Below are 13891 nucleotides of genomic sequence, written 5' to 3' on the forward strand. Positions count from 1 at the left end.
ATGCCGATCGATGGCCTGACCACAGACCTCAATGACGCCCAGCGCGAGGCCGTCTGCCTGCCCCCGGGACGAGCCCTGGTGCTCGCCGGCGCCGGCAGCGGCAAGACACGCGTGCTCACCCGGCGCGCCGCCTACCTCGTGCAGGCCGAGGGCGCCTCGCCGTTCTCGATCCTGGCAGTCACGTTCACCAACAAGGCCGCCGGCGAGATGCGCGGCCGCATCGGCGAGCTGCTGGGTATCGCCACCGCCGGCATGTGGGTGGGCACCTTTCACGGCATCGCTCACCGGCTGCTGCGCCAGCACACCCAGCGTGCGGGGTTGCCCGAGGGCTTCCAGATCCTCGACGCCGACGATCAGCTACGGGTGGTCAAACGGGTCCTGCGCGCCCGCGGCACCGACGACTCCCGTTTTCCGCCCCGCCAGGTGCGGGGCTTTATCAGCGGCCGCAAGGAGGAGGGCGAGCGTCCCGCCGACGTGACCGAGGCCGCCGGCGACTATCAGCAAGAGCTGCTGGCGATCTATCACGACTACGAGCAAGCGTGCCGGCGGGGCGGGTTGGTGGACTTCTCCGAGCTGCTACTGCGCGCCTACGAACTGTTGCGCGACGACCCCGAACTGCTCGGTCACTACCAACGTCGTTTCGAGCATATCCTCGTCGATGAGTTCCAGGACACCAACGCCCTGCAATACCGGTGGCTGAAGCTGCTCGCCGGCGCCCGGGCCGAGCTGTTCGTCGTCGGCGATGACGACCAGTCCATCTACGGCTGGCGGGGCGCGCGGGTGGAAAACATCGAGCACTTCCGGCGCGAGATGGGGGATGTTCGGGTCGTGCGTCTGGAGCAGAACTACCGCTCCACCGGCACCATTCTGGACGCGGCCAACCGCCTGATCGAGCACAATGCCGGCCGGCTCGGCAAGCAGTTGTGGACCGACGGGGGCAGCGGCGAGCCCATCACCCTGTACGCCGCCTTCAACGAGATCGACGAGGCGCGTTGGGTGGTGGACCGGATCCGCCAGCTTATCGAAGAGGGCGGTCACGGCTACGCCGACTTCGCCATCCTCTACCGCTCCAACGCCCAGTCCCGCGCCCTGGAGCACGAGCTGCACGCCGCTCGTCTGCCGTTTCGCGTCTACGGTGGGTTGCGCTTTTTCGAGCGCGCTGAGGTCAAGGACGCGCTGGCCTATCTGCGTCTGGTGGCCAATCGCCACGATGACGCCAGCTTCGAGCGTGTGGTGAACACCCCACCCCGGGGCATCGGTGCCAAGACCGTCGACGCTGTCCGCTATGCCGCCCGGGAGGGCGATGTCTCGATGTGGCGCGCCGCCCGCGAGCTGGCTGGCGGGCGGGCCCTGGCGGCCCGGGCGCGCAACGCCCTGTCCGAGTTCCTGGCGTTCATCGATACCCTGGATCAGGAACTCGCCCACCGGCCGGTGCACGAGCAGGTGGAGCAGGCCATCACTCGCGCCGAGCTGCGCCGCTACCACGAACGCGACGAGGCCCGCCTGGAGAACCTCGACGAGCTGGTGACCGCGGCGCGCACCTTTGCCCAGCGCGATGACCAAGAGGAGGACCAGGACCCGCTGGCGGCCTTCCTGAGCCACGCCGCCCTGGAGGCGGGCGAGGGGCAGGCCGACGACTGGGAGCACTCCGTGCAGCTGATGACCCTGCACTCGGCCAAGGGGCTGGAGTTCCCCGTGGTCTTCCTGGTGGGCCTGGAGGAAGGGCTGTTCCCGCACCGCATGTCCGTCGAGGAGCCCGGCCGGCTTGAGGAGGAGCGCCGGCTGTGCTACGTGGGCATGACCCGGGCCCGCCAGCGGTTGATCCTGACCCACGCCGAGAAGCGTCGCCTGCACGGGGTTGACCAGTTGGCCCGGCCGTCGCGCTTTCTCACCGAGCTGCCCGGAGAGGGTCTGGAGGAGGTGCGCCCGCGCATGTCGGTGCGCCGGGGGCCGCCGCCGGCCACCGCCCCAAGCGGACCCTCGCTGCCGGGGGACCAACCGCCGGCGGGGTTGAGCTTGGGCAGCCGGGTGCGTCACCCGCGCTTTGGCGACGGCATCCTGCTCCAGTGCGAGGGCAGTGGCCCGAATGCCCGCCTGCAGGTCCGTTTCGACGAGGCCGGCACCAAGTGGTTGATCGCCGACCGGGCCGGCCTGGAGCCGGCTACCAGCTAAACAGCCGCCACAGCGGCGTGCGCGGGGGCTCGAGCGGGTCGTGCTCACCGCCGCTGCCGTCAAGTACGCCGTCTCCGGTGGTGTCGTAGAGCAGGTAAGGTGGGCCGACCGCCGGTTGGATGCGTACCGCGTAAATCTGCCCCGCGATGCGGTACTCCTCGATGACCGCCCAGTCGCGCTCGACGATGGTCACCGTCGGCTCGAGATCCGGTTCGTCGCGGATCAGCCCCTCGGGTGGGGGAGGCGGGGTCACCGTGATCCGTTCATCGGCCTCGAAGCCGCCGGCGGTGGTGGCCACCAGCATCCCCGCCAGGACCAGCCCCCCGGCACCCCGCGCACCCCGACTGCTGCTCATGGCCACCCTTCCTCTAGAGATCGAGCAGAATCTCCCGCTCCTCGCGGGAGGGCTGGAAGCCGCGGTCTTCGTAGTGGTCGAAGATGGCCGTGACCACCTCCTCCGGTGTATCCACGACCTTGAACAGGTGCATGTCCTCGGCGTCGATGGCCTCCTCGGCCACCAGTCGCTCCTGGAACCACTCCACCAGCTTCTCCCAGAAGGGGCTGTGCACCAGGATGATGGGGATGCGCGGCGTCTTCCCGGTCTGCACCAGGGTCAGGATCTCGGCCAGCTCGTCCAGCGTCCCGAACCCGCCGGGCAACACCACGTAGGCCGAGGCGTACTTGACGAACATCACCTTGCGCGAGAAGAAGTGCCGGAAGTGCAGGGCGATGTCTTGGTACGCATTGGCCTCCTGCTCTTTCGGCAGCTGGATGTTGAGCCCCACACTGGGCGACTTCCCGGCCTGGGCGCCCTTATTGGCCGCCTCCATGATGCCGCCGCCGCCGCCGCTGACCACCGAGAAGCCGGCGTCGGAGACCTCGCGGGCAACACGCTCGGCCAAGTGGTAGTAGGGGTGGTCCGGGGCGACGCGGGCCGAGCCGAAGATGCTCACCGAGGGCTTGATCGACGAAAGGCGTTCGAAGCCCTCCACGAACTCGGCCATGATCTGGAAAATCTTCCAGGATTCACGGGTCAGCGTGGCGCCGTTGAGCGGGATGCGCTCCTGGTGCGCGAACGGGTTCTTGGGGTCCATAAGGCTCCGTGGCTGGGCTGTTGATCGTCTCCGGGACTGCAACCTTTATCATAGCCGCGTAGCCCGCCAACAGTCACAGAGAGCGATTGCATGACACAACCGGACGACCGCCTGGTCCTGGTGGACGGTTCCTCCTACCTCTACCGTGCCTTCCACGCCCTGCCGGCGCTGAGCAACGCCGACGGTGAGCCCACCGGAGCGCTCTACGGCGTGGTCAACATGCTTCACAAGCTGCTCGCCGACGAGCCCCAGGCGCGCTTCGCGGTGGTCTTCGATGCCCCGGGCCGGACCTTCCGCGACGAGCTTTTCGAGCAGTACAAGGCCCACCGGCCGCCCATGCCCGACGAGCTGCGCGCCCAGCGCGAGCCGCTCAAGCAGATCATCGCCGCGCTCGGCGTGCCCGTGCTTGAGGTGGACGGGGTTGAGGCCGACGATGTCATCGGTACGCTGGCGGTGCGTGCCCCGGGGCCGGTGATCATCTCGACCACCGACAAGGACATGGCGCAGCTGGTGGACGAGCGTGTCTCCCTGCTCAACACCATGAGCGGCACCCGGCTGGATCCGGCGGGCGTGCGCGAGAAGTTCGGCGTGCCGCCGGAGGCGATCCGCGACTACCTCGCCCTGGTGGGCGATACCTCCGACAACATCCCCGGTGTCCCCAAGGTCGGACCGAAGACCGCGGCCAAGTGGCTCAATGCCTACGGCAGTCTGGAGGCGCTGCGCGAGCGCGCCGACGAGATCCGCGGCAAGGTCGGCGAGAGCCTGCGCGCCCATCTCGACGAACTGCCGCTCTCGGTGGACCTGGCCACCATCCGTTGCGACCTGGAGCTCGATGTCGCCCCCGAGGACCTTGTCCGTCGGACGCCGGATCGGGAAGCCCTCGCGGCGCTCTACCGGCGCTACGGCATGCGCCGCTTCCTCGCCGAAATCCAGGCCGGCGATGCTGCTGCCGCGGCCGATGGCACGGGCGCCAGCCTCCCTCCGGAGGCCCCGGAAACGGACTATCAGATCGTCCTCGACGACGACGGGTTCGACACCTGGGTCGAGCGCCTGCGCGCCGCCCCGGCGTTCTCCGTCGACCTGGAGACGGACAGCCTGAACTACATGGACGCGGCCATCGTCGGTGTCTCGGTGGCCGTCGAGCCGGGGCAGGCCGCCTACCTGCCGGTTGCCCATTGCGGCCCCGGTGCCCCCGAGCAGCTGGACCGCGACCGGGTGCTTGAGGTGTTGCGGCCCCTGCTTGAGGCCGAGCAGCCCGAGAAGATCGGTCAGAACCTCAAGTACGACATGAGCGTCCTGGCCCGCTACGGCATCGAGCTGCGCGGCGTGGCCTATGACAGCATGCTCGAATCCTACGTCCTGGATTCCACTGCCACCCGTCACGACATGGACTCGCTGGCCAGCAAGTACCTGGGCGTCGAGGTCACCAGCTACGAGGAGCTCTGCGGCAAGGGGGCCCGGCAGGTGCCGTTTGCCGAGATCGACGTCGAGCGTGCCGGCCACTACGCCGCCGAGGACGCCGACATCGCCCTGCGCCTGCACCGGCTGCTCCATCCCCGCCTGCAGGCGGAGCCGGGCCTGCTGCGGGTCTTCAATGAGCTGGAGATGCCCCTGCTGCCCGTGCTCTCGCGCATGGAGCGCCACGGGGTGCGCGTTGACCGCGGGCTGCTCGAGCGCCAAAGCGAGGAGCTGGCCGCGCGCATGGCGGAAGTGGAGCAGCACGCCCACGAAGAGGCCGGCGAGGCGTTCAACCTCGGCTCGCCCAAGCAGATCCAGGAGATCTTCTTCGAGCGCATGGGATTACCGGTAATCCAGCGGACCCCCAAGGGCCAGCCCTCCACCGCCGAGTCGGTGCTCGAGGAGCTCAGCGCCCGAGGCCACGAACTGCCGCGCCTGATCCTGGAGCACCGTGGGCTGTCCAAGCTCAAGTCCACCTACACCGACAAGCTCCCGCAGCTGATCCACCCGCAGACCGGCCGGGTGCACACCTCTTACCACCAGGCCGTGGCCGCCACCGGGCGGCTCTCCTCCTCGGACCCCAATCTGCAGAACATCCCCGTGCGCACGCCCGAGGGGCGGCGCATCCGCAAGGCCTTTGTGGCCAGCCCGGGGCACCGGCTGATCACCGCCGACTACTCCCAGGTGGAGTTGCGCATCATGGCCCATCTCTCCGCCGATACCGGGCTGCGGGGGGCCTTCGAGCAGGGCGAGGACATCCACCGGGCCACCGCTGCCGAGGTCTTCGCCACCGCCGAGGCCAACGACGAGCAGCGCCGCGCCGCCAAGGCGATCAACTTCGGGCTGATCTACGGCATGTCCGCTTGGGGGCTGGGCCGTCAGCTGGGCATCCCCCGCGATGAGGCGCAGACCTACATCGACCGCTATTTCGAGCGTTACCCGGGGGTGCGCACCTTCATGGACCGCGCTCGTGAGCAGGCGCGCGAGCAGGGCTTCGTCGAGACCGTCTTCGGTCGCCGCCTGCACGTGCCCGAGATTCACAGCCGCAACCGCCAGCGCCGCGAGTACGCCGAGCGCACCGCTATCAACGCTCCCATGCAGGGCACCGCCGCGGACGTCATCAAGCGGGCCATGATCGATGTCGATGCCCTGCTCGCCGAACGCTTCCCCGAGGCCCGGCTGGTCATGCAGGTGCACGACGAGCTGGTGCTGGAGGTGCCGGCTGGGCAGGAGACGACCATCGGCGACGAGGTGCGCCGGCTGATGACGGCGGCCGATGGCGGCATGCTGTCCGTGCCCTTGGAAGTCGAGGTCGGTGTTGGCGATGATTGGGAGCAGGCGCATTGAGGGCCGACCGGCGCCGCTGCATCGGCCCAAGGACGGGTGGTTATTTAGAAATCTTTTAGTTAAGGTTCCGTTGATTCAAGCGCCCAATCGGCGCTGCCGGCACCGCGCGGCGGTGTCGGATACAGCTGTCAGGCAGGAGGTGCCGCAACGATGGAAGCCCTCGACCCGCTGCTCTTATCGCGGATGCAATTCGCCTTCGTGGTTTCGTTCCACGCCCTGTTCCCGGTGTTCACCATCGGCCTCGCGGCCTACATCGCCGTCCTCGAGGCGCTGTGGTATCGCACCGACAGCCCGGTCTACCGACGGCTGTCCGAGTTCTGGATCAAGATCTTCGCCGTGGTCTTCGGCATGGGCGTGGTCTCCGGCGTGGTCATGTCCTTCCAGTTCGGCACCAACTGGAGCGAGTTCTCCTTCGCCACGGCCAACTTCCTCGGGCCGATCCTCTCCTACGAGGTGCTCACCGCCTTCTTCCTCGAGGCCGTCTTCCTCGGCATCCTGCTCTTCGGCCGCGATCGGGTCCCGCGCGGGACGCACCTGTTTGCCGCCTGCATGGTGGCCATCGGCACGTTCATCTCCTCGTTCTGGATCCTCTCGGCCAACTCCTGGATGCAGACCCCGCAGGGCTTCGAGTTCCGGGATGGCATCGTCCACGTCACCTCGTGGGCCGAGGCGATCTTCAACCCCTCGCTGTGGCCGCGCTTCGGCCACGTGGCGCTGGCCTCGCTGCTGACCGGCGGCTTCGTCGTCGCCGGCGTCAGCGCCTACTTCCTGCTGCGCAACCGCGCCGTGGAGATGAACCGCAAGGCGTTGAGCATGACCCTGTGGCTGCTGCTGCTGGTCGCACCGGCGCAGATCTTCATGGGCGACATCCACGGGCTGAACTCCTTTGAGCACCAGCCGACCAAGGTCGCCGCCATGGAGGGGGCCTGGGAGACCCGCGAGGGGGCGCCGCTCTATCTCTTCGCCATCCCCGACTCCACCGCCGAGACCAACCACCTGGCGGTGGGTATCCCCAACCTGGCCAGCCTCATCCTCACCCACCAGTGGGATGGCGAGGTGCCCGGGCTCAAGGAGGTCAGCGCCGAGGAGCGCCCGCCGGTGGGGATCGTCTTCTGGTCGTTCCGCATCATGGTAGGCATCGGTGTGTTGATGCTGCTGGTCGCCCTGTGGGGCGCCTGGCTGCGCATGCGCGGGCGCCTGTTCGAGAGCCGGGCGTTTCTCAACACCCTGCAGCTGATGATCCCGCTGCCCTTCGTGGCGGTGCTCACCGGCTGGTTCGTCACCGAGATCGGCCGGCAGCCGTGGCTGATCTACGGCCAGATGACCCTGGCCGAGGGGGTGACCCCGTCGCTGACCGGGTGGATGGCACTGGCCACCCTGATCGGTTACGTGCTGGTCTACGCGGTCATCTTCACCGCCGGGCTCTATTACGTGACGCGCATCGTGCGCACCGGTCCGGAAGGGGTGGGCTCCGTGGAGGAGCCGACGCACGCCAAGCGGCCCTTCTCGGCAGCCGACGTGCCGTTCGACGACGACCCGGATTTCTCCACCAGCTCGCGGTGAGGTAGCACTATGGATCTGATCGACATCACCATCATCTGGATGGGGATCATCGGCCTCGGGGTGTTCATGTACATCCTGCTCGACGGCTTCGATCTGGGGGTGGGCATCCTCTACCCGTTCACCCCCAGTGAGCAGGTGCGGGATGACCTGATGAACACGGTGGCCCCGGTGTGGGACGGCAACGAGACCTGGCTGATCCTCGGCGGGGCCGGGTTGCTGGCCGCCTTCCCGGCGGTCTACGCCATCTATCTGCCGGCGCTCTACCTGGGTGTGTTCCTGATGCTCGCCGGCCTGATCTTCCGCGGCGTGGCCTTCGAGTTCCGCTTCAAGTCCTCGCGCACGCGCTGGTTCTGGAACGCCGCCTTCGCCGGTGGCTCGATTGTCGCCGCGGCGGCCCAGGGTTTCGTGGTCGGCACCTACATCCAGGGCTTCGAGGTGGAGGGCTTCACCTACGTCGGCGGGCCGTTCGACTGGTTCACGCCGTTCACGGTCTTCACTGCTGTCTCGCTGGTGATCGGCTACGCGCTGCTCGGTGCCGCGTGGGGGGTGCTCAAGACCGAGGGCGCCACCCAGCAGTGGCTCTACCGGGTCACGCCCTGGCTGATCGTACTGCTCGCGATCTGCCTGCTCGGCATCTCGATCTGGACGCCGCTGACCTCGGAGCGGATCCTGGAGCGCTGGCAGGAGGCGTGGACCGTCCTCTGGCCGCTGCCCCTGCTCGGTCTCCTGGCCCTGACGGCGTGCTGGTACGGGATTCGTCGTCGGCTTGAGATGCTGCCCTTCGTGGCCGGCCTGGGCCTGTTCGTCACCGTCTACCTGGGCCTGATCGCCAGCCAGTGGCCGTACATGGTCCCGCCGGAGATCACCTTCCGCGATGCGGCCTCGGCCCCCGAGGCGCAGCTTTTCCTGCTGCTGGGGATCCTCTTCCTGCTGCCGATCATCGTCGGCTACACGGTTTGGACCTACTGGATCTTCCGCGGCAAGGTCGGCGCCGGCGGAGGCTATCACTGAGCCGTGACCGCACCGGCCGCTGACGGGGCAATCGACACCCGCCGGGCGGGCGCCTGGCTGCTGGAGCAGGCCCGCCAAGCCCGGGGCGCCATGGCCGCCACCGTCGGTGCCGGTCTGGCCGATGCGCTGCTGGTCGTGGCCCAGGCGGTGCTTATCGCCTGGGTCATCGACCGGGTGGTGATCCACGGCGCGCCCCTGGCCGAGCTTTGGGGGGCGCTGGGACTGCTCGCAGCGGTCTTCCTGGCCCGGGCCGGGGCGACTTGGGCGCGGGCCGCCGCCGGTGCCAGGGCGGCGTGGATCATCACCGCGGCGGTTCGCCGGCGCCTCTACCGCCACCTGGCCGCCCTCGGTCCGGCGCGCCTGCAGGGCCACCAGAGCGGGGCCGTGGCCAGCGCCCTGGTCGAACAGGTCGAGGCACTGGAGGGCTACTACGCCCACTACCTGCCGCAGATGGTTCTGGCAGTGGCGGTCCCGGTGGTCCTGATCGCCATCGTCGCCGGCGTGGATCCGCTCGCCGGCCTGCTGCTGCTCATCGCCGCGCCGCTGGTCCCGCTGTTCATGGCCCTGGTGGGGATGGGGGCTGCGCGGCTTTCCCGGCGCCAGCAGCAGAGCCTGGCGCGTATCAGCGCTCACTTCCTCGACCGTCTTCGCGGCCTGGCCACGCTGCGCATCTTCCGCGCCACCGACGCCGCCGCCGAGGCGGTGGAGGCCGCCGCAGATGAGTACCGGCGGCGCAGCATGTCGGTCCTGCGCGTGGCCTTTCTCTCCTCGGCGGCGCTGGAGCTGATCGCGGCGATCTCCATCGCCCTGGTGGCCATCTACGTCGGTTTCTCCCTGCTCGGCTACCTGCACTTCGGCCCGGGCCCGGAGCTGGGGCTGTTCGCCGGGCTGTTCATCCTGCTCCTCGCCCCCGAGGTTTTCTTCCCGCTGCGCCGGCTGGCCCAGCACTACCACGACCGGGCCGCCGCCGTGGGGGCGGGGGCGGAGATCCTGCAGCTGCTCGATGAGCCGCTGCCGGCCACAGCGGCGAGCGCGGCCGGGCCGGCGACGGCGCCGGCGCGCCGCGATCCGGAAACCGGCCTGCCGGTCCCGCAGCCGCTGCCGGTCGCCTTCCAGCGGGTCACGGTGACCTTCCCGGGCGGGGAGGCCGCGGCCCTCGACCGGCTCGATTTGACCGTCTCCGCGGGCGAGCGAGTGGTTATCTCCGGACCCAGCGGGGCCGGCAAGTCGACCCTGCTGAACCTGGCCGCCGGTTTCCTCCAGCCCGATAGCGGCGTGGTGACCGTCGGTGAGACGGTTCCCGCGGCCGGGGCGGTGGCCTGGGTGGGCCAGCGGCCCTGGTTGTTCCACGGCAGTGTGCGCGAGAACCTGCAGCTGGCCGATCCGGAAGCGGACGACCGGCGGCTGTGGGCCGCGCTGCGTCACGCCGACCTCGAAGGCGTCATTGCCGCCCTCCCGGAGGGGCTCGACACGCCGCTGGGCGAGGACGCCTACGGGCTCTCCGGGGGCCAGGCCAGCCGGTTGGCCCTGGCCCGGGCGCTGCTCTCCGGGGCACCGTTGCTACTCCTCGACGAACCCACCGCCGGGCTCGACCCGGACAGCCGCGAGCGGGTGCTGGCGGCGGTCGCCCGCCTGGCCGATGGCCGGCGTACGGTGCTGATGGTGGCCCACCACCGCGATACCCACGACTGGGGCGACCGACACCTGGTCATCGAGGCTGGTCGCTGCGTGGAGGATCGCCGTGCGTGAACTCAAGCCCTTCCTGCGCGACCTGCGCCGGGAGCGCGGGCGGCTGGTCCTCGGGACGCTGCTGCTGATCGTAAGCCTCGCGGCTAGCATCGGCCTGATGGGCCTGTCCGGTTGGTTCATCACCGCCACCGCCGTGGCCGGCCTGACCGGCGCCTACCTGGACATCTACCGGCCGAGTGCCGGTATCCGCTTCTTTGCCCTGGCCCGCTCCATCTCGCGCTACTTCGAGCGCCTGGTCCACCACGACGCGGTGCTGCGCACCCTGGCGCGCCTGCGCGGCTGGCTGTTCCGCACCCTGGCGCCGCTACCCTTGGCCCGCGTCGGGCGCCTGCGCCGCAGCGACCTGCTCAACCGCATGACCGCGGACGTCGAGGCCCTGGACAACCTCTACCTGCGCATTGTCGGCCCGAGCCTGGCCGCAGTGGTCACCCTCGCCGCCACGGTTACCGTGCTGGTGCTCCTGGCCGGTCCGGCCGGGTTAGCGGTGGGCGCGGTACTGCTCGCCGGCGGTCTCGTCCTGCCGTTGTGGGCCTGGCGGCGCGGCTCGCCCCACGGTGAGGCGGTGGATCGGCACCTGCCGGCCCTGCGCGGGGCCGGGGTCGACGCGGTCCAGGGCCTGGCCGAGCTGCGCGCCTGCGGTGCGGTGGCACGCCACGAGCAGCGACTGATGGCCGCCGCCGATGGCCTGGCCGCCGCCCGGTCCCGGGCGGCGCGTCTGACCGGTGCCGGCGAGGGCGCGGTGGGGCTGCTGGCCCACGGCGCGCTCCTTGCCGCGCTGGTCGCCGGCATCCCTCTCTATCACGCCGGGACCATCAGTGGTCCGCTGCTGGCGCTGGTGGCGCTGGCCGCGCTCGCGGCTGGAGAAGCGCTCACCACGCTGCCCGGAGCGTGGCAGCACCTGGGGCGGACGCGGGCTGCGGCACGGCGCCTGCTCGAGCACGCCGATGCCGCCCCCGACACGGCGGCGCCGCCGTCAGAGGGTCCGCCGCGCCAGGCCCTGGGGCTGGCGCTGGAGGGGGTTACGTTCCGCCACGAAGCGCACCTGCCGCCGGTCCTGCGGGACTGCTCGCTGGCGCTGGCACCCGGAGAGACCGTGGTGATCCACGGCCCGTCCGGTTGCGGCAAGTCGACGCTGCTCGATCTGGCGGCGGGCCTGACCCGTCCCGAGAGCGGCATGGTCATCCTCGGCGGGGTCCCGGTTGCGCAGCTGCCTGAGGCGGAGCGTTTCGCCCGCATCACCTACCTGACCCAACGCACCGAGCTGTTCGCCGACAGCGTTGCGGGCAACCTGCGCATCGCCGATCCGCACGCCGACGAGGCGCGCATGTGGCGGGCGCTGCACACCGCGGGCCTCGAGGAACGGGTGCGCGCCGCGCCGCGGGGGCTGGACGAGTGGATTGGCGAGGGCGGCGGGCGGCTCTCCGGCGGCGAGGCGCGGCGGCTGGCTCTGGCCCGTTTGGTGCTGGTAGACGCCCCGGTGGTCCTGCTCGACGAACCCTTCCGCGGCCTCGACGATGCCACCGCGACCCAGGTCGCCCGGCGTCTGGCCCCGTGGCTGGCCGAGCGGACGGCGCTGATCATCAGCCACGACCCGGAGAGCGTGCCGGCCCACGACCGGCGCGTGCCATTTCTCGAACTGGTCACACCCGGCGGTGAATAATCCGCTCCGGCGGCTTGGCATTCTGCCCGGCGCGGCGGGATAATACCGGGCTTTTCCTGACCCGAGCGGAGACCCTCCATGAAGCGACACGTGGCCAGTCTCCTGGCGCAGGCCCTGGAGGCCATGCGCGAGGCCGGCGAGCTGCCGGCGGACCTCGAGCTGCCCGAGGTGCAGGTGGAGCGCGCCCGCGACCGCGCCCACGGTGATTATGCCGCCAACACCGCCATGGTGCTGGCCAAGGCCGCGCGGCAGAAGCCGCGGGATCTGGCCGAGACCATCCGCAGCCGCCTGCCGGCCTCTCCGTCGATCGCCGGCGTGGAGGTCGCCGGCCCCGGCTTCCTGAATTTCACGCTCACGGCCGCAGCGCGCCAGGAGAGCGTCCGCGAGGTCCTGCGCCAGGGGGCCGGGTACGGCCGCACCGACGTGGGGGCGGGGCACCGGGTGCACATCGAGTTCGTCTCGGCCAACCCAACCGGCCCGCTGCACGTCGGCCACGGGCGCGGTGCCGCCTTCGGCGACGCCCTGGCCAGCGTCCTCGAGGCTGCTGGCTACGACGTCCACCGCGAGTACTACGTTAACGACGCCGGCCGACAGATGGACATCCTGGCCGCCTCGCTGTGGCTGCGCTACCTGGAGGCCGCCGGCGAGCCCGTACCCTTCCCGGCCAAGGGCTACCAGGGGGCGTACATCGTCGCCCACGCCGGCGAGCTGCTCGAGGCCGACGGTCGCGCGCACGTTCGCGGCGCCGACGAGCTGACCGCCGGGTTGCCGGCGGAGGCCGATGACCCGGAGGGCTACCTGGACGCCCTGGGCGCCCGGGCCCGCGAGCTGCTCGGCGAGACGGCGTATCGGCGGGTTCTCGACTTCGCCCTGGAGGCCATCCTCGGGGATATCCGTGCCGATCTGGACGCCTTCGGGGTGCACTACCACCGCTACTTCTCCGAGCGCGAGCTGGTCGAGCAGGGCCGCATCGAGCAGGCCCTGGAGCGGCTCGACGCCGCCGGCTACACCTACCTCGCCGACGGCGCCCTGTGGTTCCAGGCCTCGGCGTTTGGCGACGACAAGGACCGGGTCCTGCGCCGGGACAACGGCCTGACCACCTACTTCGCCGCCGATGTCGCCTACCACCTGGATAAGATCGAGCGCGGTTTCGATACCCTGGTCAACGTCTGGGGGGCCGATCACCACGGCTACGTGCCCCGCGTCCAGGCCGCCCTGAAGGCCCTGGGGGTGGATGCCGAGCGCCTCGACGTGCGCCTGGTGCAGTTCGCCATCCTCTATCGCGGCGGCGAGAAGCTGCCCATGTCCACCCGCTCGGGGGAGTTCGTCACCCTGCGCGAGCTGCGTGATGAGGTGGGCAAGGATGCGGCGCGCTTCTTCTACGTCATGCGCCGCTCGGAGCAGCACATGGACTTCGACCTGGATCTGGCCAAGTCGGAGTCGGCGGACAACCCGGTCTACTACTGCCAGTACGCCCATGCACGCATCTGCAGCGTCTTCCGCCAGCTCGAGGAGCGCGGTCTGGCCTGCCGCGTCGCGCCCGAGCAGGCCGAGCTGGAGCGGCTTGAAGCCGAACACGAAGCCATCCTCCTCGATCTCCTCGGGCGCTACCCGGAGGTGATCGAGTCGGCGGCCCTCTCCCGCGAGCCGCACCAAGTGGCGCAGTACCTGCGGGAGCTCGCCGCCGCCTTCCACACCTACTACAACGCGGTGCCGTTCATCATCGACGACGAAGCGCTGCGCGATGCACGCCTGACCCTGGTGAAGGCCACTCGGCAGATCCTGGCCAATGGACTGGGGCTGCTTGGCGTCGACGCCCCGCAGAGCATGTAGCGAC

9 protein-coding genes are annotated in these 13891 nt (G+C 70.0%); 7 read left to right on the forward strand and 2 right to left on the reverse strand.

Going from position 1 to position 13891, the window contains the following annotated elements:
• Entirely contained in the window at positions 1 to 2172 is a 2172-nt protein-coding gene (uvrD, locus tag LRG07_RS08730; protein WP_238642149.1) for a DNA helicase II, read from the forward strand.
• Here the strand turns inward: uvrD and LRG07_RS08735 are convergent.
• Together LRG07_RS08735 and LRG07_RS08740 are read right to left on the reverse strand one after the other, a co-directional pair.
• Entirely contained in the window at positions 2162 to 2527 is a 366-nt protein-coding gene (locus LRG07_RS08735) for a DUF2782 domain-containing protein (RefSeq protein WP_238635052.1), read from the reverse strand. The genes uvrD and LRG07_RS08735 overlap by 11 nt on opposite strands.
• A 13-nt stretch (positions 2528 to 2540) precedes the next feature.
• Positions 2541 to 3266 carry a TIGR00730 family Rossman fold protein gene (locus LRG07_RS08740; protein ID WP_238642150.1) on the reverse strand — a complete coding sequence of 242 codons (726 nt, stop codon included), beginning with the start codon at positions 3264 to 3266 and terminating at the stop codon, positions 2541 to 2543.
• Positions 3267 to 3356: 90 nt separating this feature from the next.
• On the opposite strand from LRG07_RS08740, the gene polA reads away from it, so the two are divergent.
• The 6 genes from polA to argS all read left to right on the forward strand — a co-directional run bounded on the left by polA (position 3357) and on the right by argS (position 13887).
• Positions 3357 to 6071, forward strand: a complete 2715-nt coding sequence (gene polA / locus LRG07_RS08745; RefSeq protein WP_238642151.1) for a DNA polymerase I — start codon at positions 3357 to 3359, stop codon at positions 6069 to 6071.
• Positions 6072 to 6221: 150 nt separating this feature from the next.
• Positions 6222 to 7634 carry a cytochrome ubiquinol oxidase subunit I gene (locus tag LRG07_RS08750; RefSeq protein WP_238642152.1) on the forward strand — a complete coding sequence of 471 codons (1413 nt, stop codon included), beginning with the start codon at positions 6222 to 6224 and terminating at the stop codon, positions 7632 to 7634.
• Positions 7635 to 7643: 9 nt separating this feature from the next.
• Complete coding sequence (locus tag LRG07_RS08755) at positions 7644 to 8645, forward strand: cytochrome d ubiquinol oxidase subunit II (protein ID WP_201170275.1); 1002 nt, start codon at positions 7644 to 7646, stop codon at positions 8643 to 8645.
• Between the two features lie 3 nt (positions 8646 to 8648).
• On the forward strand, positions 8649 to 10394 hold the full coding sequence (cydD, locus tag LRG07_RS08760; protein ID WP_238642153.1) for a thiol reductant ABC exporter subunit CydD: 1746 nt from the start codon (positions 8649 to 8651) through the stop codon (positions 10392 to 10394).
• On the forward strand, positions 10387 to 12054 hold the full coding sequence (gene cydC, locus LRG07_RS08765) for a thiol reductant ABC exporter subunit CydC (RefSeq protein WP_238642154.1): 1668 nt from the start codon (positions 10387 to 10389) through the stop codon (positions 12052 to 12054). The genes cydD and cydC overlap by 8 nt, the downstream gene beginning before the upstream one ends.
• A 78-nt stretch (positions 12055 to 12132) precedes the next feature.
• Positions 12133 to 13887, forward strand: coding sequence for an arginine--tRNA ligase (argS, locus tag LRG07_RS08770; protein ID WP_238642155.1), 1755 nt, complete (start codon positions 12133 to 12135; stop codon positions 13885 to 13887).
• The last annotated feature ends 4 nt before the right edge of the window (positions 13888 to 13891 follow it).

This window comes from Halorhodospira sp. 9622 (assembly GCF_022228025.1).
GTDB classification, from domain to species: domain Bacteria; phylum Pseudomonadota; class Gammaproteobacteria; order Nitrococcales; family Halorhodospiraceae; genus Halorhodospira; species Halorhodospira halophila_A.

Excerpts from the sequence above, each read along its gene's own strand:
- uvrD (WP_238642149.1), top strand. The coding sequence starts at position 1 with ATGCCGATCGATGGCCTGACCACAGACCTCAATGACGCCCAGCGCGAG.
- LRG07_RS08735 (WP_238635052.1), bottom strand. The coding sequence starts at position 2,527 with ATGAGCAGCAGTCGGGGTGCGCGGGGTGCCGGGGGGCTGGTCCTGGCG.
- LRG07_RS08740 (WP_238642150.1), bottom strand. The coding sequence starts at position 3,266 with ATGGACCCCAAGAACCCGTTCGCGCACCAGGAGCGCATCCCGCTCAAC.
- polA (WP_238642151.1), top strand. The coding sequence starts at position 3,357 with ATGACACAACCGGACGACCGCCTGGTCCTGGTGGACGGTTCCTCCTAC.
- LRG07_RS08750 (WP_238642152.1), top strand. The coding sequence starts at position 6,222 with ATGGAAGCCCTCGACCCGCTGCTCTTATCGCGGATGCAATTCGCCTTC.
- LRG07_RS08755 (WP_201170275.1), top strand. The coding sequence starts at position 7,644 with ATGGATCTGATCGACATCACCATCATCTGGATGGGGATCATCGGCCTC.
- argS (WP_238642155.1), top strand. The coding sequence starts at position 12,133 with ATGAAGCGACACGTGGCCAGTCTCCTGGCGCAGGCCCTGGAGGCCATG.